Genomic DNA, 21,597 nt, shown 5'->3' on the forward strand with positions numbered 1-21,597 from the left:
GCCGAAGGAGCTCGACATGACCGCCACCATCGCTTCCGCCGTCCCCACCACCAGCACGAACACGATCTCGAGGAAGGCCCGCAACGCTGGCCGCGCCATCAGCGGCCTCGTCGTCGCCTTCCTGCTGTTCGACTCGCTGTCGAAGATCGCCGGCGTTCAGGCAGTGAAGGATGCTTCCGCCGAACTCGGCATCCACGCCCATCTGGTGCCGGTGATCGGCATCGTGTTGCTCGCGTGCGTCGCCTTCTACGTCGTTCCCCGCACCTCGATTCTCGGCGCGGTCCTGCTGACCGGCTACCTCGGCGGTGCGGTCACGATCAACATGGTCAACGAAAAGCCGCTGGTCAGCACCACGTTGTTCGCGGTGTACTTCGGCGTCGCAGTGTGGGCGGGAATCTGGCTGCGTGACTCCCGGGTCCGCGCGATCATGCCGGTCCTCATCGGCAAGTAACCCCAACCCTCGTGAGTCTTTTAGGAGTCCCTGGACTCCTAAAAGACTCACGACCGTTTGTGCTATTTGGCGCCCAACCCGGCCTTCACGGCACGGGAGAGTCCGTCCGCGAGAACTTCTTCCTGACCAGCCTCGACGGCGTCCAGCACCTGTGCGACGACGTCCTCGGGGCTGACCTTCGCTTCGGCGACGTTCGCCGCCATGTCGGTGTCGATGTAGCCCGCGTGAACGCCGACGACCAGTGTGTTCTGCGCACTCAGTTCCTGCCGGATCGCGTCGGTCAGCGACCACACAGCCGACTTGGACGCGGCGTAGCCGCCAACGGCGGGGAAGGTGATCCAGGACAGTACCGACGCCATGTTCACCAGAGCGCCGCCACCATTACGTCCGAGCACTGGCGCGAATTGCCGCGACATTTCGAGGGTGCCGAAGTAGTTCGTCTCCATTTCGGCACGAGCGCCATCCAGGTTGGGCGCGCCGATCAGTCCGCCGCCCCGCAGGATGCCTGCGTTGTTGATCAGCAGCGTGGTGTCCGAGCACTGCGCGACAGCTGCAGCGACACTCTTGGGGTCGGTGATGTCCAGCTGAACTGGGATCACGCCAGCGTCATCGATGGTGCCCGGATCCCGCGCCCCGCCGTACACCTTTGCGCCACGCGCGACGAGGGCTTGCGCGAACGCGCGGCCCAACCCTCGATTCGCGCCAGAAACGAATGCAATCGAACCTGCTATCTGACTATGCAATGCCATAGTCAGATGGTACGACCCTGACTATGCTTTTAGCAAGCCTGCTCCTGCTGCGCTGTACACCGCCCGCAAGTAAGCCTCGCTGCGCGGCGAACCGACCAGGCCGAGGCCCATCTTGTTCATCATGTAGGTCGCGGTCATTCGGCGGTCGAGGTCCATGATCACCATCGAGCCACCCCATCCGCCCCAAAAGCAGATCCGGTCGTTCGGGATGTAGGGCACGGTATCGAGCTGCGGCAGCCCGAAGCCGATCCCGAACCGCAGGGGGCAGGCGAGCACCAGGTCGATGCCGTTGGATTGCTCATCGAAGATGAGGTCGATCGTCTTCGGCGTGAGCAATTGGACCCCGTCCACCGCTCCGCCCAGCGTGATGGCCGACATGATTCGCGCGAGCGATCGAGCATTGCCATGGCCGTTGAAGGCGCCGAGATCGGCGCGGCGCCATTCGGCAGTGCCGGCAACAGTCGCATCGAGCGGAGGCGAGGTGAAGGTCTTCCGCATGATGTTGTCTTCCGGGAGGATCGTGAGATCGATCGGCATCGGGGGCGGCGGGACGATCTCTGCGATTCGGTCCCAATCCTCTTCTCGCGCGCCGATCTGAAAGTCTGCGCCGAGTGGGCCGGCAATCTCCGTAGCGACGAAATCCTTCAAGGTCTTACCGCTGACCCGGCGGATCAGTTCGCCGACGAGGTGTCCCTGGTTCTGTGCGTGATAGCCCGACGCCGTACCGGGCTCCCACCAAGGCGCTTGCGCTGCAAGCTTTTCCGTCGCCTTCGTCCAGTCGTAGAGATCGTCTACGGCAAACGGCGGTTCCCAGCCTGCGACGCCGGAGGTGTGGGAAAGCAGATGCCGAACTTCGACGGACTCCTTGCCGTTCGCCGCAAACTCCGGCCAGTAATCGGCAACTGGCGCATAGACATCCAATTCACCGCGATCCACGAGCATGAGCGCGGCGAGGTTCATGACAGTCTTCGTCGAAGACCACACGTTGGTGATGGTGTCCGCGGTCCAGTCGATGCTCCGATCGGCGTCGCTGTAGCCGCCCCACATATCGACCACGGTCTCGCCGTCGATATCGATGACGATCGACGCGCCGAGCTCCTCGCCGTTTTCGAGGTGTCGCTCGAGTTCGATGCGCACGCCCTCGAATTGATCGGCACATTCGCCGTGCACGCGGGACTCGGTCATTGCTGGCTCCTTTTCGGTTTGTATTGCTGATCGCCGAGCAAGGCGGCGATCGCGATCGCCGCCTTGCTCGCGTCGGGACGCTCTCCTGTGATCAGGTCGGCATAGATGAAGGATTCGGCGACGCGTGCGATCAGGTATGCAAGATCGTGCGCGCTCAGCGAGTGGGACAGGTGTCCGCGATCGAGCTCCTGTTGCAGTAATCGTTCTGTGGCGCTGACCATTTCGTGCTGCACGATGCTCGCTTTCGTGGTGAGCAGACGAAGGGCGCGCTCCGGTTCGCGTTGCAGAAAGACGCGAAAGTAGGGCGCGTCGATGAGGTCCTGAACGAACTTGCCGGTGGCATCCGCGACGCGAGCCGGCCCGGTGGATTCGGTCTGCTCGATCGCATTGCGAAAGGTCGGAGCCCCCAGTGACCACAGCACGGTGGCGAGCAGCTTGTCCCGGTTGCCGACCCACCGAAACAGCGTGGTGCGGTCGACGCCCAGGTCTGCGGCGAGCTTCTGCATATCGACACGTTCGCCAGCGATGAACGCCTGCCGAGCCGCCTGGACGGCCATTGCCGCACTGGGTTGACTGTGGCCTGCGTCACTCACACGTGCAACATACGCTCAAACGTTGCAACAAATCAAGAGATGTTGCGGCGGAGCTCCAACGCTTGAACTTGCCCACTGCCGGCCATGCCGCCTATGCCGTCCGTGCCGCCCCACGCGGCGCCGACCAGGTACAACGTGCTGCCATCGTCGCCACCGAGCGCACAATCGAAACAGCCGCGATCCATCTCGACGGTCTGCAAGACCGCTCCGCCCTCTGCGACCCGCACGCACCGCTCGCCAGGGACCGTGGCGAACCACACCGAATCGTCTGCGCCGATGCAAATGCCATCCGGCGCAACGCCTTCCCCTAAAGACGCCCACAGTCGACGATTCGAGAGGGAGCCGTCGTCGGCTATGTCGAACGCCGTGAGCGCGAAGGCATACGACTCGGCGACGATGAGCGTCGAACCGTCGGCGGTGACGGCCATTCCGTTGGGAAACGCGAGACCGTCGGCGACCTGCTCAGCCTTGCCGTCGGGGCGCACCAGCGCGACGCAACCGGGCTTGAATTCGCCTCCGGGGAAATCGAATCCGATGTTGTTGGCATAGACATTGCCATGACTGTCGACGACGATGTCGTTCCAGCCGAACGGTGAAATACCGCTCAGGTCGGCATGCGGTTGCACCGTTGCAGCACCGTCGAGGGTGAGCAGTCCGCTCGGACCCGTGACGATCAGCCGACCGTCTGGCAGCCAGTCGAAGCACGATGGCATGTAATCCAACTGGGCCATCACCTCGGCATTGCCGTTCGAATCCAAGGCGAGAATCTGCTGCGCGAACCAATCTGCGAACCACACTCTGCCTTCGTGCCATCGGACCGACTCGACCAGACCGTGACCGCTGGACAGAACCTGCACCTCGGACATCCAAATCCCCTCACTCTCGACACCCCGGCCCTTGTGAGTCTTTTTGGAGTCCCTGGACTCCAAAAAGACTCGCGAGCTAGAAGGAACGCCAGGCCGCTTCCAATCGTTTTGCTCGGACGCGCCCGGCGATGTTCAGCAGCGGGCGGTCGCGTTGCCACCGCAGCCGAACGGCCTCGTCCGCCGACGGCCACAATGCTTCGATTTCCTCGGTCAGCCCCGTTGCGAGGCTGAACACGCCGCCTAGTGCGACGTGCACGGCAGGCGAACTGGGGTCGGCCTGACCGAGACTTCGAAGGGCGGCGATAACCGCGAGCGTCTTCTCCTGGGTTACCGTCGGCCAACCGGACCGGCGCGCGACCTGCAACAACCAGCCGAACACGGCGGCGAAGACGTGAATGTCCTCGATCGTGCGAAAAGGCTTGAGGTACTTGGTGTATCCGTCCCCGGCCAGCACCTCTTCGGACGTCACACGGACGCCGGTCAGAGTCATCTCGGCATGCGGTACTTCCGGGATGAACGGCAGTGCGGGAAGCTCGCGCAGCGTCACGCCCGGAGCGTTCGCGTCGACCAAGACCACTCGTAGCTGGTTCTGGCCGGTCGCACTGGGGCCAGCGCTGGCGACGACGACGAGCTGCTCTGCTGCGGTCCCAAGAGTGACGAACGACTTGGTGCCGGTCAGTGTGAAGGCTCCATCGGTCGCCGAGGCGAGCTCGGTGCGGATTGCCGACGGGTGGCCGCCGCCCCGCTCGGTCGCGCAGAGGGCTCGCAAGCGGTCCGACGGCATATCGGGAAGAAGGGCCGCGATCGCAGCCTGGTAGCCGGACAGGAAGGCGAAGCCGATCTGGTCGGATTCGAACCCCGCCGCGGCGGCCAGGTCGACGGAGAATGGGAAGCGCTCGTGCAGTGCTAGGTGCTGTTTCCAAGCGTCGTGAACGTTGGCGAGCGGCGCTGGCTCGGCGGATTCGGACAGCAGGAAATGCAGCAGTTCGTCCACGCGTGCACTCTAATTGTCGGCGTCGTACGCGTCCGCTGCTGCTCGTCGCTCCGCGGCGATCTCTGGTGCCCTCGCGGCCGTGGCCTCGTCAGGGTACGGACCGAGCCGCACACTCGGACCGCAGATATCGCCGTGTTCAGGCCGCTGGTGTTGGACGCAGAACCACCATTGCTGCCCGTCGTCTTTGGCCATGAACCGAGCCTACCTACCCCGTCGTCGATACGGTGCCGTATAGGTTCAGCGGATGGCCAACGCACGTAGTTGTTTCGGCAGTTCGTTGTGGACGGCGATGATGCCGACGCGCGCAGCATGTTTGGCCTTCTCGCTATCGATCGCAGATTCTCGGTCTCGCCGTGAAGCGACTGCTGAGTGATACGTGGGGCTGGCCCCAAAGATGAAGGAGGCGGCCGATGCTCGGCCACGATCGCCAAGAGGTGGTGCTTGCGGGATTGTTGAGCGGCTTGGCCGGCTACATCGATGCCGTCGGATTCTTGAACCTCGGCGGCTACTTCGTCTCCTTCATGAGCGGCAACACGACCCGAGCCGGCGCGGCCTTGGCCCAGGGCTCGTTTCACGATTTCGGGCTTGCTGCGGGGCTCATCGGGTCGTTCGTCTTCGGTGTCGTCTTAGGTTCGCTCGTCAGCAGGTACGCCAAGGATCGACAGCGGTGGGCCGTGATCGGTTGCGTCTCCGGAGTTCTGTTCGTTGCTGCCATGCTGCACTCGATTCCCGCGGTCGCGTTCCTGGCACCGCCCGCGATGGCGGTCGCGATGGGCGCCGAGAACGCCGTGTTCGAGCGCGGCGGCGAGGTCAGCATCGGGCTGACCTACATCACCGGCACCCTCGTCAAACTCGGCCAGCATCTTTCGCGGCTGATCGCCGGCGAACACAACGTGGGCTGGGTGCGGTACCTGCTGTTGTGGACCGGTCTGGCGGTCGGCACGGTGTTGGGCGCGGTGTCATACGGCAAAATCGGGCTCGCGAGCCTGTGGATCGGAGCCTGTCTGGCAGCCGTCGCCGCGCTTACCGTTGCGCGACTGAAGATTTGACGACGCGACCGAAATCGAGCTTGATCAATTGGTCCGCGATGTCGAAGTAGCGATCGTCGTGCGTGATCACGATGACCGTCTTCCTACGCCGCTTCAGGTCGGCGAGGATCTCCTTGTAGAACACGTCGCGAAAACGCGGCTCCTGGTCGGCGGCCCATTCGTCGAACACGACGATCTGCCGGTCCTCCAGCAGCGTGGTCAAGAGCGCGAGTCGCTTGCGTTGACCCTGCGAGAGAGCGATCGTCGACAACCGCCCGTCCTGCACTGTCACCTTGTGCGCAATCTCGAGCTCCTCGAGATATCGCCGGACCTCGTTGTCGATGCCAGGTCGGTCGAAACCCAGGTAGTCCTCGAACAGGTGGAAGTCGGTGAAGATGGCAGACGAGTTCTGGCGGAACCACTCGACGTTCTCATGGTCGATGCGCTCGTCGTTGAGCGACACGCTCCCGGTACGCGGGACGTACAGGCCCGTGATGAGCTTCGCCAGCGTCGACTTTCCGCTGCCGTTGCCGCCGATGACGAACGTGATCTGGCCTGGCTCGAAGACGAGGTCGAGTGGTCCGAGCCGGAAGCCGCTGTCGTCTTCATCGTCGTCCGGCGGCGGACCGTGCGGCGCGCCTTGTGGCGGCCCGGGGGGCAATGGCCTGCCGGCCTTGCCGCGGTGGCTGACCCACTGCCGACCGTTCACGTCCGGGGGCGGGCCCCCGCGGTGCCCTGGCGGTGGCGGCGGGCCACCCGGACCCAAACCGGGCTGCGACGCCTCACCCCCGTAGCGGTAGCTCGCATTCGTCAGTTCGAGCCGCGCTTCAGCCGCGGCGGGGCGGTCCGTGAACGGCAGCAGCTCCTCGTCGTGTGCCGTCTCCAGCGAGAGTTCCATCGCCTGAATCTTCTTGAGCGCGACGTCACCACGAAGCAGGTCGGGGATTCGGTGCATGAAGTTCTGCATCGGCATCGACAGGAACGTCGTCACCAGGACATAACTGACCATGACGTCGCGCGGGAGGTCGAGCCACTTCGCGATCCCGAACAGGATGAGTGCCATCGTCGCGAGCTGAAAGGTCTGCCCGAGGCCTTGGGCAATGGAGAACTTGGAGCCTGCGTCGATGTTCTGCTCGCGCAGTGACCTGGCTGTTCCGAGCAAATGCCGATTCATGAAGTCGCGACGCCTGCCGCGATGCAGCTTCAGCTCTTTGATGCCCAGTGTGACGGCCTGGAACGAGCGGATCAGCACGTCTTCGTTCTCGCGCGCCTCGCGGTAGATGTTCCGGACGCGCGTGAGAAACACCTCGACGCAGAAGATGCTCACCAGGGTGCCTGCAATGGTGACCGCGAAAATCGGGCCGGACACCGTGACCAGAAATATGAAGGAGCCCACGATCGTCGCAACGTCGATGCAGATGCTGGGAATCGCCGTCACAGCTTGGGACAGGGACCGAACATCTTCGATCAGCGTGGTCATCAGCCGATGCGTGCCGAGGCCCTCGAGGTGGGCAAGGGGCGCGGAAACGACCCCCGAACTCAAATCCGAGCGCAGCCGAAAGATCGCGTCCTGTGCGAGCCGGATCAGCAATATCTGGGAAGAGATACCGCTGACGAGAACGACCAGCCCGGTGAGGGCAAAGCGCGCAATCGTGTTGTCGGGGTGCGGCATCGGCGAGACGAGACCGTTGATCAAGGTCAACAGGTAAGTGTTCGCCGCGCCGCAGACAAGGCCGGCGACGATGATGGTCACGATCCGCAGCCACGAAACCGAGATGAGGAATCTGATCAGTTGCATGGGTGCTGCGCTCTCTGCAGGAACGGGCGATTCGCGGCGATCACTGGCGGACGATGTCGAATATCAGCCCCTCGAGGGTGACTCCCGGCGCGAAAGAGAACGCCACGCCGGTCGAAAGCGGTTTCGTCGTGTCAGCGCGCCGAACCATCTGTTCCATTACGAAGATCAGCGACACGCTCAGCATGTTTCCGTACTGCGCAAGGACATCCCAGCTGAGCGCCGCCTGCTCCGAGTCGATCCCGAGTGAGCGAGCGGATTCGGAGATGATCTTGGGACCACCCGGGTGGATCGCCCACAGATCGATGTCGGACTTCTGTAAGCCGTTGCGGTGCAACACATCCTTGATCACCGGATCCACGCCTGTGTAGATGTACTTCGGCAGATTCTCCGCCAGCTCGCAGGTGATGCCGTTGGGATTGACGCCGAGGACGATACCGTCCTCCGAGCCATCGATGAGACTGCTGAAACTGTTCCGGATCACGATTTTGCCGGGTGCCAACGGCTGTTGGACGTTGCTGGCGCCGATCACGACCGCACCGCACCCGTCGCCAAAGAGACTGTGAATGATCACGTCGTTGACATCGTCGGCGAAGACGCCGTTGACCGAGCTCAGCTCGAGGCAGATCACCAACGCGTTCTTGTCGGGGTTGGACCGAACGAAATCGACGGCGGTCCGGATACCGTTCATCGCGGCCGCGCAGCCCATGAAGTTCACGATGATGCGGCTGACTGTCGGCGGCAGCCCGAGTTCCTTGAGCACGGCAATGTCGACCCCAGGCGCGATGAAGCCGGTGCTGGTGACGAATACGAGTAAGCCGATTTCTTTCTCGGCTTCACCGACGCCTGCGATGGCGCGCCTGGCTACATCGACTGCCAGCGGAACCGCGTGTGTGTAAAAGAGATTCATCCGGTCGCGAATCGTCCCCGGTTTCTGGCTGAACTCCAGAAACTCCGGACCCAGCGGATCGACAGCCAGTCTGCGCGTGGCGATTTTGGTCTTCTCGTACACCCGCGGGATTCGTGCCTGCTGTTCAGGATCAGCGAACAGCGCGGCGACTCGGATGGCGGCTTCGCTCTGGTCGAAGATTCCGCTCGGCGCGCCTGTTGCGATGCTCTCGATCACGCCTACTGTCGTCGGCGGCGTGGGCGGCAAGCCATGTGGACCGTGGTCGAGTCCGTGCTCATCCCGATTTGTGCCCTCATCGATCGATACAGACATGGCACTCTCCTTTTCGAGGTTCACACTGTTCCGATTCCGGTGAATCCTTGAACCGTGTAGACGGCGCACGTCTTCAATGCGGTCGGCGAGAAATGCTCGCGGACGAATCCCAACTTTTGTTCCTCCGCTCGACGTGACGGTGCGAGGAGGTATGTGCGGACCTGCTTGGGAAAACGATCGGTGAAGAAGCTCTTGGCCGGTAGCCATTCGACACCGAATGCAGCAGATTCTTCGCGCAGGACGTCCTCGGACGCGATGTTGGCATATCCGCTGCGTTGATACGGCAGAACGTGATGAGCTCGATGCGAGCTGAGGCCGGCCGCGAGGAAGCAGTCGACGTATCGATTGCCCACGACCTTGAGGTCGTACGCCTGCAGCAATTGATTGACGGCCCAGTCGTTCGTGTCGGTAGCGGGCAGTTCGTCGACGTCGAGCTCGAAATCGTGGCTTGCGACCACGAGGAACGTACTGATCCACAGGCTGATGACGAATTGCAGCGCCCACGCCCAGAAGTCGCCCATCAAGGTGAAGACGATGAACTCGCCGACCAGCAGAAACCGCACCCCGAACGACCCGATGAAGTGCGGTAGCGCACCGCCCCACGTCCCGTACATGTCTTTGATGCCGACTTGGCGGGTGAGCCTGCAGACGTCGATGAGCCGAATCGTCATGCCCGTCAACAAGTGTCCGAACTTGTGAACCGTATGAACGGGCATCCGATACAGCCGGGGCAACTCCATCATCATTGTGAAGACGTTCTTCTTGATGTCGACTTCACTCTGCGTGTGCGGGTGGTGCAGTAGCGCATGCCCATCCGCGGTGACGAACGCCAACGCGACGTAATTGAAGTCGAAGGCATTCGTGAAGTACTTGTTCACGCCTTTTTGTTTGCGGTGGATGGCGTAGTGGCCGAATCCTGCCAGTGCACTCCGCAGCAGGACCATCGCGATGACGAACACGGGCAGCGGCATCCAACTGCGCTCGAAAAGCCGGATCCCCTGCACCGCGAAATACGCGACCGCCAACACCGCGACAACGATGTTGAAAATCGTGTCCATTCTCTTGATCCGCGCCGCCAAAGCCGGCTCAGCCAGGCGCGCCTTCACTTTGTGCAGCAGGTCGTTCTTGTCGTCGAATTTGTACTTCGGCGTATCGCGCCAACCGTCGAAGCCTTCCTTGAACAGGAAGTCCGGTGCGTTGCACTTCGGGTGGATGTCTTCGGGAATGGCGTCGCGGTCCAGCGCATAGCGCTTGAGCATCCGCTCGACCTGTTCGGGTTTCTTGTGATACGACCCGACTATCGAGGTGATGTCGCGATTCTTCGTTCGCCCGATGAAGAACTCGCCGCCCGGGTGCTTGGTGATCCAATCGCTCAGGTCGTAGGCTTTTCCGTCGTAAATCCACACGTTCGACAACTGCGGTCCGCCGGGAGGGCCGGGCGGCCGGCTGAACGGCTGCTCCTGCGCGTCGAGGCTGCTACTCGTCACTTCATTCCTCCCTGACAGACGGCTCGATGCGAGTGCATTCCGCCCAGGTTTCACAGGCATTCGTCGCGGCACGGGTAGATGGGGTGCAGTGTCCGGTGGAACCGGCCGTTCCCCCCAAAGTTGCGCTCCCCGTGACAACGTTCATGAACCATATCGTGCACCTACGACCCGCTGTTCGCCGTACTCAGCGGTTAACGAATTGGTCGTAATGTGAGATTTTTCGACATGACCAACCAGGTCACACAGAACGCTCCCGCGCGGTGGGGGACGTGCTGCATACTTACGATTCAGGAGGCACCAGTGCCCCTCACACAAATCCGTTCGGACGGACCTCACACTCTCCTAGGGGGCTACATGAGTGCTCATTTCTCTCGTCGGCTTCGGCTCGGCCCAGTGATGACTGCGGCGGCTGTCTTCGCGGTCTTCGTGGCCGGTTGCTCTACCGAGGACAAGTCGTCGTCTTCGTCGTCGGATTCCACATCCAAGGCGGGCACGACGTCGGCCTCCTCGGCCGACACCCCGGACGCCGCGTCGATCATCGCCGAATCATCGAAGACCACCCAGACACTGCAGGCGGTGCACCTGATTCTCGCGGTGAACAACGTCCCGAACCTGCCGGTCGAGGCCGTCAACGCCGATGTCACCAACCAACCTGTGGGCGCAGGCGCAGCGGAAGGTACGGCGAAGGTCCGGACCCAGCCGGACGCCCCGTTCGTCGAGGCCAAGTTCGTCGTCGTCGACAAGACGATCTACGCGCAGACCGATCCGACAGGCAAGTACACCAACCTGGGTCCGGCAGAGAAGATCTACGACCCGGGCGTCATCCTCGACAAGGACAAGGGCCTCGCCAACCTCATCGGCAAGGTGCAGAACCCCAAGGTCGAAGGTAAAGAGACCGTCGACGGCGTCGCCACCGTGAAGGTGACCGGCACTGTCGACGCAGCAGTGGTCGATCCGATCGTTCCGAAGTCGGGTGACGGCGGCGGCCAGTTGCCGATCACTCTCTACATCGCCGATGTGGCACCTCCGACGACCAGCGGTACTCAGCTCCCGTCGGATTCAGCGTCGCCGGGTACCGGACCGAACCTGGTCAAGACGGTGATCAAGAAGGGTGATGGCACCATCACGATTTCCCTGTCGAAGTGGGCCGTGCCCGTCACGGTCACCAAGCCGGCAGAGTAACTCTCTCAGCAAGATTCGAGACCGGCCCGGGTACGGAAACGTATCCGGGCCGGTCTCGTCTTACGCGCGCATTTGCTCGAACATGCTCGGATCGTGGGCGCAGATGATCGCAAGACCGGGTTCGGCGCGACGGTACAACTCGGCGAGCCGAGCGTGGTTGGCCCGGACCGTCGAAGGCTCGAAACCGATGAGAGCTTCCTGGACGCGAAGGGCCCTCGGTACTTTCGACGTTCCGTCGATCGTTCCCGGGTGATAGAAACTGTCGCCGGCGTGCAGGATCCAGCGATCCCCGCTATCGACGGCGACCGCCATATGTCCGCGCGTGTGGCCGGGGAGGGAGACGAGAACGATGCCCGGCGAGATGTCGTCGAGTTCTTTGGCTGCCGCAAAGCCGCGCCACTTTTCGCCGTCCGGATTGTGTTCGACGATCTTCGGACCGTGCGCCCACTGTGCGGACTGGTAGCGCACCTTTTCGCGCCATGACGGGGAATGCATCGCGCCGCGAGCTTCGGCCGCGGTCGTGTGGATCGACGCGTCGGGGAAGTCGGCTATTCCGCCGATGTGGTCGGAATCGAAGTGAGTCACGATGATGTGGGTGACGTCGTCGCCACGGAATCCGAGCCGCTCGACTTGCCGCAGAGCGGTCTCATCGGGGTCGAGGATGGGTTTGACGACGCGTCGGTACGGACCGAGTCGACGTGCTGGATCGGCTATGTCGCGCAAGCCGTAGCCGGTGTCGACCAACACCAGACCGCGGTCGGTTTCCAGGAGCAAGACGTGGCAGACCAGTGGTGCGGTGGGCATGTGCATGGTGCCGCAATTGAGATGGTGAACCTTCATTGTCGGTCAGTCCGCAAAGACGGGGGCAGTGGTGTCGAGCAGACGTCGGTCCGGCTCGGTGCCCGACTCCGCGAGCATCCCGCGGATCACACGCGCGAGCAACAGCCAGTTCCTTGGCTTCTTGGCATCGATCCCGCGGATGAGCTGTTTGAGCATGGTCAACGTGTCGAAGTAGATCCGCTCGCAGACGAGGTTCTCGTTCTCGTCGAAGATGAAGTACGCCGTCATGCGGACGCGAAACTTTGAGCCGGTCGCGGGGATCGATCCCAGTGGGCCGAGATGGGTGCCCAGCAACCAGAATTCGGCGATCACGGCGTCGTCGCTGTGTCGTAGCGCGATGATCTCGTGGTCTTGGTCCGGGAACGCGACGCGCGTGTCGTGGTAGTAGCCGCGGACATCGGTGTCGCCGTCGTGAACGACCATCATCGGGATGAGTTCGTAGTGGGGATGCGGAAAGGTCGACAGCACGTCATCCCAGTCTTGGCGCACCTCGTCGTGGAAGTGGTCGAGCACCACCTTTTCGCGGACGGCTCGCGTTTCCAATGTCAGCACGGTGCCTCCAAATGTCTGTGGACGAATTCCACTTACACCGTAAGTTTAAATCTCGCCGAAGGCAAGGCTTACGATGTATGTTTAGCGAGGAGGTCGGATGGCGCGGGCGAGACGGGATCTGACAAGGGAGCAAGTCCTCAGCGCGGCGCTCCGGTTGGCCGAACGCGACGGGGTGACGTCGCTGACGATGCGCAAGGTCGCGAAAGAAGTTGGCGTCGAAGCGATGTCGCTCTACAACCATGTAGCCGACAAGGAGGCGATGCTCGACGGTCTCGCCGATGCGGTGCTCGCGATGTTCGAGTTACCGGACCCGACCGGCGACTGGGTGGCCGACGTGCGCGCAGTCGCGCACGCCTTTCGGCGATTTGCCGTCCAGTATCCGCAGACCGCGCCGTTGATTCTCACCAGGCAGTCGTACTCCCCTGCTCTGCTTCGTGTTGCCGACACCGTCTTGGGCGTACTGATCAGAGCGGGATTCGCTCCGGCAACCGCCGTTCATGGCATGCGGGCGTTGCTGGCCAGCGTGGTCGGCGTGCTCCTCCGCGAGATGGGCGCGAGTCCGACTCTCGCCGGCGACGATCCAGTGAGTCGGGAGCGCCGCGTCGATCGAGTGGTCGCGAGCGAGCTGCCCAACCTTGCCCTCGTAGCTGCAGATCTATCGGTGATCGACCACGAGGCCGAATTCGACTTCACACTCGATCTTGCACTGGAATCGCTGCAACGCATTCTCGAATGAGGTAAGGGTTTACCGAGTCGTGCGTTCGGATACTCTGCCGGAGTCGTCACCTTGGGTCGGGCACTCTTTGGAGGCACTCATCGCTAACCCTGCCGACCGACAGTCGGTGACGTGAACCAACAGATCGGTCGTTGGCCACGACTGCGAAGTCCCCGTGCCCCCGTTGTTGTCAGCCCCGCGGTGATGGCACGGACCACGGGTGCCTTCTTCACCTTCGGCGGTGTCTTCGGTCTCGCGCAAACCGCGTTGATGCCCGAGGACATGCGCGGAAGTCGGCTGGGGTGCGCCTTGATTGCGGCAGGTTGTCTGGCCACCGGAATCCTGATGCTCGCGCTGGGTGATCGCGTTCCCGTGCGCCAACAACAATGGCTTCTCTTCTCGCCGACGCCGTTCGTCGCCGCGGGAGTGTGGATCACAACAAGCAACATCGCCGCGATGGGGTTTGCATGCTTCTTCATCTCCATCACCTGCACGGGCGCGTTCTTCTTGTCGTGGCCCGCGGCCACCGCGAACACGGCGTTTTGTGTTGCGTGCTCGATGACCACGTTGGGATTTCGGCCTGGCCTGCCGTGGTGGGCCGGACTGGCCACGTCGGCCGTTGTCATCGCGGTCTTCCTCGTCGTGGGGGTGCTGGTGCGCGTCGCGTCGGAGGCCGACATCGATCCACTGACCACTCTGTTGAATCGCCGAGGATTCGACAGGCAACTGGAGCTGGAGTTAGCTCGTGCGGCGAAGAACCGCCGCCCTCCGGCACTCGTATTGTTCGACCTCGATCGGTTCAAGGAAATCAACGACGTCAGTGGGCACGCCGCCGGCGATGTCGTGCTTCAGACGGTTGCCACCACCTGGCAGAAGATGGTCGGTCGGAATGCGATTTTCGCGCGCTACGGCGGCGACGAATTCGCGTTGCTCTTGCCGGGCGCGAGCGTGGATGAGGCTCTTCTCGTCGCGGACGCCATGCGAGCGGCGATATCACTGGAATGCTCGGCCGGCATCACAACCTGCCATCGTGGCGAGTCGGCGTCGTTCATGGTCAGTCGGGCCGATGTCGGTCTGTACCGGGCGAAAGGATCGGGCCGCAACAGATCTGTGGTCGAGACGTCCCACCAACCTCTGCTGGCCGCGGAGTTGGTCGAGGCGATCGAGCACGGCACACTCGACGTGCATTTCCAGCCGATCGTCGACGTCGCCGACAATGGCGCAATCGTCGGGTTCGAGGCCCTGCTGCGCTGGTCCTCGCAAACGCAATTCGGTGTCACTCCCGCCGAAGTGGTCCGCGTGGCCGAAGAGAACAACCTCATCCCAACTCTTGGCCGTCAGGTCCTCGCGACCGCGTGCCGGCAGGCGCTGCAGCTGCAGCGCTCATTTCCGGATCGTCGACTGATGTTGAGCGTCAACGTGTCTGGCCTCGAGCTGATCCATGGTGATTATGCAGACAGCGTGGAACGGGTGTTGCACACGACCGGTTGGCCCGCCGAACAACTCGTATTGGAGATCACCGAGAGCGTCCTCGACATCGACGCCTACATGACGGTCGCCAATCTGCACAGCCTCAGAGCACACGGTATCCGGATCGCGATCGACGATTTCGGCACGGGTTACTCGTCGCTGAGCAGACTGGCGAACCTGCCAACGGACATCCTGAAACTCGACGGCTCGTTCATCGCGGCTGCCGTGCACGTTGCCGACCCGCCACCCCTGCTCAATGTCATCGCGAAGCTCAGTGAGGTGCTCGCGCTGCCAGTGATCGTTGAAGGTGTCGAGACCGCCGACCAAGCGGCTGTGCTCGCCTCGCTCGGATTCTCACTTGCTCAGGGGTTCTACTACGGCAAACCGCAGTCGGTGAGTGACCTTGTCGACACGCGCGGCCTTGCCGAAACAGCAATATAACTTGCCGGATTGTCGTTGCGAGCGGCATCGTGTGTGGCATGAACCATCAACACCAGCACCATGACATCGACTGGGCCGCGATGGCCGACGCGCTCGAACTCGAAGGTGCTGCATTCAGTCCGTACGTGGCGCAGGCGCTCGATCAGCTCGGTCAGCTGACTCCGCAACGGATCCTGGATATCGGAAGTGGTCCAGGAGTGGCGGCGTGCCAGCTTGCCGAGAAGTTCGGTGACGCGGAGGTGATTGCGGTGGATGGGTCTTCGGAGTTGCTGGAGCGCGCCGTGAAGCGGGCTGCGCGACTCGGTGTTCGAGTGACAACTCGGCAGGCCGAATTTCCGGAAGGTCTGAAGAATCTGCCCGCTGCCGACCTGGTCTGGTCCGCGCAGGTGGTCCACCACGTCGGCGACCAACTCGGGGCGCTGAAAGATCTCGCCGCGCTTCTACGGCCCGGCGGGACCCTTGCCATCGTCGAAGGCGGGCTGCCGGTCCGTTCGCTGCCGCGCGATATCGGTTTCGGAAAACCCGGTCTGCAGTATCGCCTCGATGTCGCGACGAACGAACGTTTCGATCTGATGCGCGCCGAGTTGCCGGGATCGGTTGCAGTGGTAGAGGACTGGCCCGCCATGCTCCGTGCCGCCGGACTGGTCGATGCACACAGTCGGACTTTCCTGGTCGATCACGCTGCGCCGTTGGCCGACGGTCCGCGCCAGTTCATCCGTCGCACGGTCGAACGTCAGCGCGCCGGGCTAGCCGAGTTCCTCGACCCCGACGACCTCGCCACCCTCGACCGCCTCCTCGACCCCGCCGACCCGGCAGGCATCGACCGCCGCTCCGACCTCTTCCTGCTCACCGCCAAGACAGTCCACTTCGCCCGCCGCGAGGGGTAGGGGTTGCTATCGACGGGCGCCATCCCTGCCCGCCCGCCGAGTGCATAGATTTGGTGGCTGGGGCGGCCTGATTTACGACCAAAACTATGCGCTCGACGCGCTGGGCGTCGAGAGTGCGGTTGTTCAGCCTGTTTGTCGCGAAATAGGCTGAACAAGTCCACTTTCGATGATCGCAACCACGCCGTCGCCCGTCGAACCCCGCCAGGCCGCTACCACCGACGAGGACTGTGGAATTCCACTCGGATACCGAGAGGTTTCCTGCATTTCCACCGACCGCGCAACGTGACTTGCCTGCGAACGCGTCGAAGGGGCGGATATTCGCCACGCCACTCGCGCGATGCTTGCGCAACCACCCCTTCGGCGGCCGAACCGCACGCGCTGCGGCCGATCTGAGCTCTTTTCTTGACTGATTCCAGAAAAAGGACGAGACTACTGGGCGTGGCCACGAGTTCGGACTTCCCGCAGATGTTGCGTGAGGCCGATTTGCGCGTGACCCGTCCCCGGGTGGCGGTACTGAGTGCTGTGCACCGTCATCCCCATGCCGATACGGACCACATACTCGGCGTCGTCCGTGACGATCTCGGCGAAGTGTCCCATCAGGCGGTGTACGACGTACTCCGTGCATTGACGGCTGCGCACCTGATTCGGCGCATCCAACCGTCAGGTTCGGCGGCTCGTTACGAGTCGCGGGTCGGGGACAATCACCACCACGTTGTATGCCGTACGTGTGGGGTCATTGCCGATGTCGACTGCGCGGTTGGGCATGCACCTTGCCTGACTGCATCCAACGACAGCGGCTTCACGATCGACGAAGCCGAAGTCATCTATTGGGGCCTGTGCCCCGATTGCTCGTCCACAAACAGTTCGTAAGAGAAAACAGCCCCCGTGATCCCGGAAGGATTTCCTGTGTCTGACAGTCCTGACGCCGTTGTTGGAGAGATGAACGAGGAGAGCGAAGCCAAGTGCCCGGTTGCGCACGGCCGAGCTCCGTATCCCACCCAGGGTGGAGGAAATCGTGGCTGGTGGCCCGACCGGCTCAACCTGAAAATCCTCGCCAAGAACCCGGCTGTCGCCAATCCGCTCGGTGAAGAGTTCGATTACGCGGCGGCATTCAAAACCCTCGACCTCGCAGCGGTGAAGCAGGACATCGCCGGTGTGCTGACGTCTTCGCAGGACTGGTGGCCGGCCGACTTCGGCAACTACGGCCCGTTCATGATCCGCATGGCGTGGCACAGCGCGGGCACCTACCGAATCAGTGACGGCCGTGGCGGTGCAGGCGCAGGTCAGCAGCGTTTCGCGCCCCTCAACAGCTGGCCGGACAACGGCAACCTCGACAAGGCCCGCAGGCTGCTGTGGCCGGTGAAGAAGAAGTACGGCAGCGCGCTCTCCTGGGCCGACTTGATGGTCCTGACCGGCAACGTCGCCCTCGAAACCATGGGTTTCAAGACCTTCGGATTTGCTGGTGGCCGCGCCGACGTGTGGGAGCCGGACGAGGACGTCTACTGGGGCCCCGAGACCACCTGGCTCGGCGACGAGCGCTACACCGGCAACCGCGAGCTCGAAGAGCCGCTCGGTGCAGTCCAGATGGGTTTGATCTACGTCAATCCTGAAGGCCCCAACGGCAATCCGGATCCGCTAGCCGCTGCTGTCGACATTCGCGAGACGTTCCGCCGCATGGCCATGAACGACGAGGAGACGGTCGCGCTGATCGCCGGTGGGCACACCTTCGGCAAGACGCACGGTGCAGCTGACCCGGACCAGTTCGTCGGGCCTGAGCCCGAGGGCGCGCCCCTCGAAGAGCAGGGTCTCGGCTGGAAGGGCTCCTTCGGCACCGGCAAGGGCGCCGATGCGATCACCAGTGGGCTCGAAGGCATCTGGACCGATACCCCGACCGCGTGGGACAACAGCTTCTTCGACATCCTGTTCGGCTTCGAGTGGGAGCTGTTCAAGAGCCCGGCGGGCGCGAACCAGTGGAAGCCGAAGGACGGCGCCGGCTCCGATCTGGTGCCTACGGCGTTCGGTGATTCGAAGACTCATCCGACGATGTTGACCACGGACCTTTCGCTGCGCTTCGACCCGATCTACGAGCCGATTTCGCGGCGTTTCCACGAGAACCCGGCCGAGTTCGCGGACGCCTTCGCTCGCGCGTGGTTCAAACTCACCCACCGCGACATGGGACCGATCGCTCGTTACCTCGGTCCGGAGGTTCCGTCCGAGACGTTGCTGTGGCAGGACCCGGTTCCCGCCCAGACCGGCGAGGTCATCGAACCCGAAGACATCGCGGTTCTCAAGAGCCAGATCCTGTCTTCGGGTCTGAGTGTGTCGCAACTGGTTTCGACCGCGTGGGCGGCGTCCGCGTCGTTCCGTGGCAGCGACAAGCGTGGTGGCGCGAACGGTGGACGCATTCGCCTGCAGCCGCAGAGCGGCTGGGAGGTGAACAATCCCGACGAGCTCGCCCAGGTTGTTCGCGCGCTCGAAGGCATTCAGGCGTCGTTCAACTCCGCGGGTGGCAAGCAGGTGTCGTTCGCCGATCTGGTCGTCCTCGGTGGCGCCGCAGCCGTCGAGCAGGCCGCCAAGGCTGCCGGCGTGGAGGTCGAGGTTCCGTTCACCCCGGGACGCACGGATGCAACGCAGGAGCAGACCGATGTGGAGTCCTTCTCCGCACTCGAGCCTGCCGCTGACGGGTTCCGCAACTACCTTGGCAAGGGCAACCGACTCCCAGCCGAGTACCTGCTCATCGACCGCGCGAACCTGCTCACGCTGAGCGCTCCCGAGACCACGGTTCTCGTGGGTGGTCTGCGAGTTCTCGGTGCGAACTTCGACAATTCGGCACTCGGTGTGTTGACGGAAACTCCGGGGTCGTTGACCAACGACTTCTTCGTCAACTTGCTCGACCTGGGCACCACGTGGACCGCGACGGACGATTCGTCCGAGACGTTCGAGGCGCGTGACGCCAGCGGTGCGGTCAAGTGGACCGGCAGCCGGGTCGACCTCGTCTTCGGCTCGAACTCCGAATTGCGTGCACTCGCAGAGGTTTACGCAAGCGACGACGCCAAGGAGAAGTTCGTGCACGATTTCGTCGCAGCATGGACCAAGGTTTCGAACCTGGATCGGTTCGACCTGGCCTGATCTGGTTCGATCGGTGCATGACCGATAACGAGCAACGTCTGATCAGCGCCAGCCGCGACATCGCGGCTGGCGCTGATCTGGTTTTCGAGCTGATCGCCGATCCTGCGCAGCAACCGCGCTGGGACGGAAACGACAATCTGGCCGAAGCGTCTGCCGGGCAACGAGTTCGCGGTGTGGGTGACGTGTTCGCCATGACGCTCACCAACAGCGCCGTGCGGGAAAACCACGTCGTGGAGTTCGAAGAAGGTCGCCGCATCGCCTGGCTGCCCGCCGAACCCGGCGCCGAGCCCCCAGGTCATCTCTGGCGGTGGGATCTCGAGCCGCTGAGCGACACGCGCGTTCGCGTCACCCACTCTTACGACTGGTCTAACCTGACCGACGAGAAGCGCCTCATCCGAGCCCGCGCCACCACGGCCGACAAACTGCGTTCGTCCATCGACCGGCTAGCCGCGGTCGCCGAGCAGTAGCTGCCGGACCCGGGCTGCCTCGCGGGTGAGGTGGTCGCGCTCAGGCACATTGGTGGCCGAACGGGAGGCCTCGGCATAAAGGTCGGCCGCTTGCGCCAGATTGCCGGAGCGTTCGAGGAGATACGCGCGGACCGCTGTGAAGCGGGGAAGATTCGGGTCCAGTTCGGCGAGCGCGGCGAGTCCGGCAAGCGGTCCGTCAGCTTCGCCGACCGCCACGGCACGGTTCAGCCGCACGACCGGGCTTTCGGTGAGCAGTAGGAGTTCGTCGTACCACTCCACGATCTGCACCCAGTCCGTTTCCGACGTACTCCGGGCATCGGCATGCAAGGCCGCGATCGCGGCTTGGGCCTGGTATTCGCCGAGTCGATCAACGGCCAACGCGGACTGAAGAATCGCCACGCCTTCGGCGATAAGGTCTGTGTCCCAACGAGATCGGTCCTGCTCGGCGAGCGGAACGAGACGGCCGGCCGCGCCGGTGCGTGAAGCCCGCCGAGCGTGGTGCAGCAGCATCAGCGCAAGCAGTCCCGAGACCTCCGGCTCGTCGGTCGCAGCGGCGAGCTGTCGTGTCAGGCGAATCGCTTCCGCCGCCAAGTCGATGTCGCCGCTGTAGCCCTCGTTGAAGACGAGGTAGAGCACGCGCAGCACCGTCGCGAGGTCGCCGGGCTGGTCGAGCGCCGACCCGGTGATCTTCCTCTTGGCGCGGCTGATCCGTTGCGCCATAGTCGCTTCGGGAACGAGGTAGGCCGTGGCGATCTGCCGGGTGGTCAGGCCACCGACTGCACGCAGCGTCAATGCCACGGCCGATCCCGGGGACAGGGACGGGTGCGCGCACAAGAAATACAGCCACAGCGAGTCGTCGGTTGCAGGGACCGGTCCGGGTTCCGGCTCGACTTCGACGGCGAGTTCCCTGCCCCGCCTGGATGTTTCGGATCGGGCCGCGTCGAGGAACTTGCGCCAGGCGACGGCGACGAGCCAACCCTTGGCATCGCGCGGTGGATCGTCCGGCCATGTTTCGAGTGCTCGAATCAGGGCCTCCTGCACCGCATCCTCGGCGGCTGCGAAGTCGGCACCGCGTCGCACGAGGATGCCGATCACCGCGGGCACGAGTTCGCGAACCAGCTCGTTCATTCGGTGACGCAGGGCAATTCGGAGTAGAACGGTCGAAGCTCGAGCCACTCCTGGACCGGCTTCCCACCCGCACCCGGAGCTGCGGACAGCTCGCCGGCCAACTCGACCGCTCGCTCATAGGTATCGACGTCGATGACCATCCACCCCGCGATCAGATCTTTGGTCTCGGCGAACGGTCCGTCGGTGACGGGTGGGCGTCCATCGCCGTCGTTGCGGACGAACGTTCCCTGCGGAGAGAGCGCGTGTTCCTCGACGTACTCGCCGGTCGCCGCGAGCTTCGCTGCGAAATCTTGCATGTACTGCACATGGGCGGTCACCTCGTCCGGCGTCCATTGGTCCATCGGCACGTCGTTCACCGATGCAGGCGCGCCCCGGTAGTGCTTGAGCAGAAGGTATTTGGCCATGGTCGTCTCCTC

At 63.2% G+C, this 21,597-nt stretch carries 22 protein-coding genes; 9 read left to right on the forward strand and 13 right to left on the reverse strand.

Going from position 1 to position 21,597, the window contains the following annotated elements; translation table 11 throughout:
* Window positions 1–16: 16 nt before the first annotated feature.
* A complete protein-coding gene (locus FGL95_RS10590; RefSeq protein ID WP_169586364.1) occupies window positions 17–451 on the forward strand; it encodes a DoxX family protein in 435 nt (144 codons plus the stop codon).
* A 62-nt stretch (window positions 452–513) separates the two neighbouring features.
* On the opposite strand, the gene FGL95_RS10595 is transcribed toward FGL95_RS10590, so the two are convergent.
* The 6 genes from FGL95_RS10595 to FGL95_RS10620 form a co-directional block, all read right to left on the reverse strand.
* The gene (locus FGL95_RS10595; RefSeq protein WP_169586366.1) at window positions 514–1,200 is read right to left on the reverse strand and encodes an SDR family oxidoreductase; all 687 of its coding nucleotides are present in this window, start codon (window positions 1,198–1,200) and stop codon (window positions 514–516) included.
* A gap of 21 nt (window positions 1,201–1,221) precedes the next feature.
* Window positions 1,222–2,385 (reverse strand): serine hydrolase domain-containing protein, encoded by a 1,164-nt coding sequence (locus FGL95_RS10600; protein ID WP_169586368.1) that lies wholly within the window; start codon window positions 2,383–2,385, stop codon window positions 1,222–1,224.
* A complete protein-coding gene (locus FGL95_RS10605) occupies window positions 2,382–2,978 on the reverse strand; it encodes a QsdR family transcriptional regulator (protein WP_338079806.1) in 597 nt (198 codons plus the stop codon). Before FGL95_RS10605 ends, FGL95_RS10600 begins: the two co-directional genes overlap by 4 nt.
* 32 nt (window positions 2,979–3,010) lie before the next feature.
* A complete protein-coding gene (locus FGL95_RS10610) occupies window positions 3,011–3,844 on the reverse strand; it encodes an SMP-30/gluconolactonase/LRE family protein (RefSeq protein WP_169586370.1) in 834 nt (277 codons plus the stop codon).
* A 76-nt stretch (window positions 3,845–3,920) separates the two neighbouring features.
* A complete protein-coding gene (locus FGL95_RS10615; RefSeq protein ID WP_169586372.1) occupies window positions 3,921–4,838 on the reverse strand; it encodes an acyl-CoA dehydrogenase family protein in 918 nt (305 codons plus the stop codon).
* Window positions 4,839–4,847: 9 nt separating this feature from the next.
* Entirely contained in the window at window positions 4,848–5,030 is a 183-nt protein-coding gene (locus FGL95_RS10620; RefSeq protein ID WP_169586374.1) for a hypothetical protein, read from the reverse strand.
* 218 nt (window positions 5,031–5,248) lie between these two features.
* On the opposite strand from FGL95_RS10620, the gene FGL95_RS10625 reads away from it, so the two are divergent.
* Window positions 5,249–5,887 carry a YoaK family protein gene (locus FGL95_RS10625; RefSeq protein ID WP_169586376.1) on the forward strand — a complete coding sequence of 213 codons (639 nt, stop codon included), beginning with the start codon at window positions 5,249–5,251 and terminating at the stop codon, window positions 5,885–5,887.
* Here FGL95_RS10625 and FGL95_RS10630 read toward each other — a convergent pair.
* Genes FGL95_RS10630 through FGL95_RS10640 form a run of 3 tightly spaced genes read right to left on the reverse strand, consistent with a single transcriptional unit; the run spans window position 5,862 to window position 10,430 of the window.
* Complete coding sequence (locus FGL95_RS10630; RefSeq protein WP_169586378.1) at window positions 5,862–7,664, reverse strand: ATP-binding cassette domain-containing protein; 1,803 nt, start codon at window positions 7,662–7,664, stop codon at window positions 5,862–5,864. The two genes, FGL95_RS10625 and FGL95_RS10630, sit on opposite strands and share 26 nt — an antisense overlap.
* A 40-nt stretch (window positions 7,665–7,704) precedes the next feature.
* Window positions 7,705–8,883: a type III polyketide synthase gene (locus FGL95_RS10635; protein WP_169586380.1), complete on the reverse strand. Its 1,179-nt coding sequence runs from the start codon at window positions 8,881–8,883 to the stop codon at window positions 7,705–7,707.
* A gap of 20 nt (window positions 8,884–8,903) precedes the next feature.
* Window positions 8,904–10,430, reverse strand: a complete 1,527-nt coding sequence (locus FGL95_RS10640; RefSeq protein WP_169586382.1) for a cytochrome b5 domain-containing protein — start codon at window positions 10,428–10,430, stop codon at window positions 8,904–8,906.
* 294 nt (window positions 10,431–10,724) lie between these two features.
* Here FGL95_RS10640 and FGL95_RS10645 point away from each other — a divergent pair, with 294 nt between their 5' ends.
* Window positions 10,725–11,552, forward strand: a complete 828-nt coding sequence (locus tag FGL95_RS10645; RefSeq protein WP_169586384.1) for an LppX_LprAFG lipoprotein — start codon at window positions 10,725–10,727, stop codon at window positions 11,550–11,552.
* Between the two features lie 60 nt (window positions 11,553–11,612).
* Here FGL95_RS10645 and FGL95_RS10650 read toward each other — a convergent pair whose 3' ends face one another.
* Together FGL95_RS10650 and FGL95_RS10655 are read right to left on the reverse strand one after the other, a co-directional pair.
* The gene (locus tag FGL95_RS10650; RefSeq protein WP_169586386.1) at window positions 11,613–12,392 is read right to left on the reverse strand and encodes an MBL fold metallo-hydrolase; all 780 of its coding nucleotides are present in this window, start codon (window positions 12,390–12,392) and stop codon (window positions 11,613–11,615) included.
* A 6-nt stretch (window positions 12,393–12,398) separates the two neighbouring features.
* Entirely contained in the window at window positions 12,399–12,944 is a 546-nt protein-coding gene (locus tag FGL95_RS10655) for an ester cyclase (protein ID WP_169586388.1), read from the reverse strand.
* Between the two features lie 97 nt (window positions 12,945–13,041).
* On the opposite strand from FGL95_RS10655, the gene FGL95_RS10660 reads away from it, so the two are divergent.
* From FGL95_RS10660 to FGL95_RS10685, 6 genes are all read left to right on the forward strand, one after another.
* A complete protein-coding gene (locus tag FGL95_RS10660; protein ID WP_169586390.1) occupies window positions 13,042–13,680 on the forward strand; it encodes a TetR/AcrR family transcriptional regulator C-terminal domain-containing protein in 639 nt (212 codons plus the stop codon).
* Between the two features lie 111 nt (window positions 13,681–13,791).
* Window positions 13,792–15,570, forward strand: a complete 1,779-nt coding sequence (locus FGL95_RS10665; protein WP_169586392.1) for an EAL domain-containing protein — start codon at window positions 13,792–13,794, stop codon at window positions 15,568–15,570.
* A 38-nt stretch (window positions 15,571–15,608) separates the two neighbouring features.
* Complete coding sequence (locus tag FGL95_RS10670) at window positions 15,609–16,457, forward strand: class I SAM-dependent methyltransferase (RefSeq protein ID WP_169586394.1); 849 nt, start codon at window positions 15,609–15,611, stop codon at window positions 16,455–16,457.
* 465 nt (window positions 16,458–16,922) lie between these two features.
* On the forward strand, window positions 16,923–17,327 hold the full coding sequence (locus tag FGL95_RS10675) for a Fur family transcriptional regulator (RefSeq protein WP_206071788.1): 405 nt from the start codon (window positions 16,923–16,925) through the stop codon (window positions 17,325–17,327).
* 69 nt (window positions 17,328–17,396) lie between these two features.
* Complete coding sequence (gene katG / locus FGL95_RS10680; RefSeq protein ID WP_206071789.1) at window positions 17,397–19,586, forward strand: catalase/peroxidase HPI; 2,190 nt, start codon at window positions 17,397–17,399, stop codon at window positions 19,584–19,586.
* Window positions 19,587–19,603: 17 nt separating this feature from the next.
* Window positions 19,604–20,053, forward strand: coding sequence for an SRPBCC family protein (locus tag FGL95_RS10685; protein WP_169586400.1), 450 nt, complete (start codon window positions 19,604–19,606; stop codon window positions 20,051–20,053).
* On the opposite strand, the gene FGL95_RS10690 is transcribed toward FGL95_RS10685, so the two are convergent.
* Together FGL95_RS10690 and FGL95_RS10695 are read right to left on the reverse strand one after the other, a co-directional pair.
* Complete coding sequence (locus tag FGL95_RS10690) at window positions 20,030–21,181, reverse strand: RNA polymerase sigma factor (protein WP_169586402.1); 1,152 nt, start codon at window positions 21,179–21,181, stop codon at window positions 20,030–20,032. The two genes, FGL95_RS10685 and FGL95_RS10690, sit on opposite strands and share 24 nt — an antisense overlap.
* A complete protein-coding gene (locus FGL95_RS10695) occupies window positions 21,178–21,585 on the reverse strand; it encodes a YciI family protein (protein WP_169586404.1) in 408 nt (135 codons plus the stop codon). The genes FGL95_RS10690 and FGL95_RS10695 overlap by 4 nt, the downstream gene beginning before the upstream one ends.
* Window positions 21,586–21,597 lie beyond the last annotated feature (12 nt).

The sequence above is a fragment of the Antrihabitans stalactiti genome (genome assembly GCF_012932915.1).
Classification (GTDB): domain Bacteria; phylum Actinomycetota; class Actinomycetes; order Mycobacteriales; family Mycobacteriaceae; genus Antrihabitans; species Antrihabitans stalactiti.

What these genes read in the sequence shown, in the direction of transcription:
- FGL95_RS10625 (WP_169586376.1), top strand. Translation starts at nt 5,249, where the DNA reads ATGCTCGGCCACGATCGCCAAGAGGTGGTGCTTGCGGGATTGTTGAGC.
- FGL95_RS10600 (WP_169586368.1), bottom strand. Translation starts at nt 2,385, where the DNA reads ATGACCGAGTCCCGCGTGCACGGCGAATGTGCCGATCAATTCGAGGGC.
- FGL95_RS10650 (WP_169586386.1), bottom strand. Translation starts at nt 12,392, where the DNA reads ATGAAGGTTCACCATCTCAATTGCGGCACCATGCACATGCCCACCGCA.
- FGL95_RS10695 (WP_169586404.1), bottom strand. Translation starts at nt 21,585, where the DNA reads ATGGCCAAATACCTTCTGCTCAAGCACTACCGGGGCGCGCCTGCATCG.
- FGL95_RS10610 (WP_169586370.1), bottom strand. Translation starts at nt 3,844, where the DNA reads ATGTCCGAGGTGCAGGTTCTGTCCAGCGGTCACGGTCTGGTCGAGTCG.
- FGL95_RS10645 (WP_169586384.1), top strand. Translation starts at nt 10,725, where the DNA reads ATGAGTGCTCATTTCTCTCGTCGGCTTCGGCTCGGCCCAGTGATGACT.
- FGL95_RS10685 (WP_169586400.1), top strand. Translation starts at nt 19,604, where the DNA reads ATGACCGATAACGAGCAACGTCTGATCAGCGCCAGCCGCGACATCGCG.
- FGL95_RS10660 (WP_169586390.1), top strand. Translation starts at nt 13,042, where the DNA reads ATGGCGCGGGCGAGACGGGATCTGACAAGGGAGCAAGTCCTCAGCGCG.
- FGL95_RS10690 (WP_169586402.1), bottom strand. Translation starts at nt 21,181, where the DNA reads ATGAACGAGCTGGTTCGCGAACTCGTGCCCGCGGTGATCGGCATCCTC.
- FGL95_RS10595 (WP_169586366.1), bottom strand. Translation starts at nt 1,200, where the DNA reads ATGGCATTGCATAGTCAGATAGCAGGTTCGATTGCATTCGTTTCTGGC.
- FGL95_RS10640 (WP_169586382.1), bottom strand. Translation starts at nt 10,430, where the DNA reads ATGCCTGTGAAACCTGGGCGGAATGCACTCGCATCGAGCCGTCTGTCA.
- FGL95_RS10620 (WP_169586374.1), bottom strand. Translation starts at nt 5,030, where the DNA reads ATGGCCAAAGACGACGGGCAGCAATGGTGGTTCTGCGTCCAACACCAG.
- FGL95_RS10630 (WP_169586378.1), bottom strand. Translation starts at nt 7,664, where the DNA reads ATGCAACTGATCAGATTCCTCATCTCGGTTTCGTGGCTGCGGATCGTG.
- FGL95_RS10670 (WP_169586394.1), top strand. Translation starts at nt 15,609, where the DNA reads ATGAACCATCAACACCAGCACCATGACATCGACTGGGCCGCGATGGCC.
- FGL95_RS10590 (WP_169586364.1), top strand. Translation starts at nt 17, where the DNA reads ATGACCGCCACCATCGCTTCCGCCGTCCCCACCACCAGCACGAACACG.
- FGL95_RS10635 (WP_169586380.1), bottom strand. Translation starts at nt 8,883, where the DNA reads ATGTCTGTATCGATCGATGAGGGCACAAATCGGGATGAGCACGGACTC.
- katG (WP_206071789.1), top strand. Translation starts at nt 17,397, where the DNA reads ATGAACGAGGAGAGCGAAGCCAAGTGCCCGGTTGCGCACGGCCGAGCT.
- FGL95_RS10675 (WP_206071788.1), top strand. Translation starts at nt 16,923, where the DNA reads ATGTTGCGTGAGGCCGATTTGCGCGTGACCCGTCCCCGGGTGGCGGTA.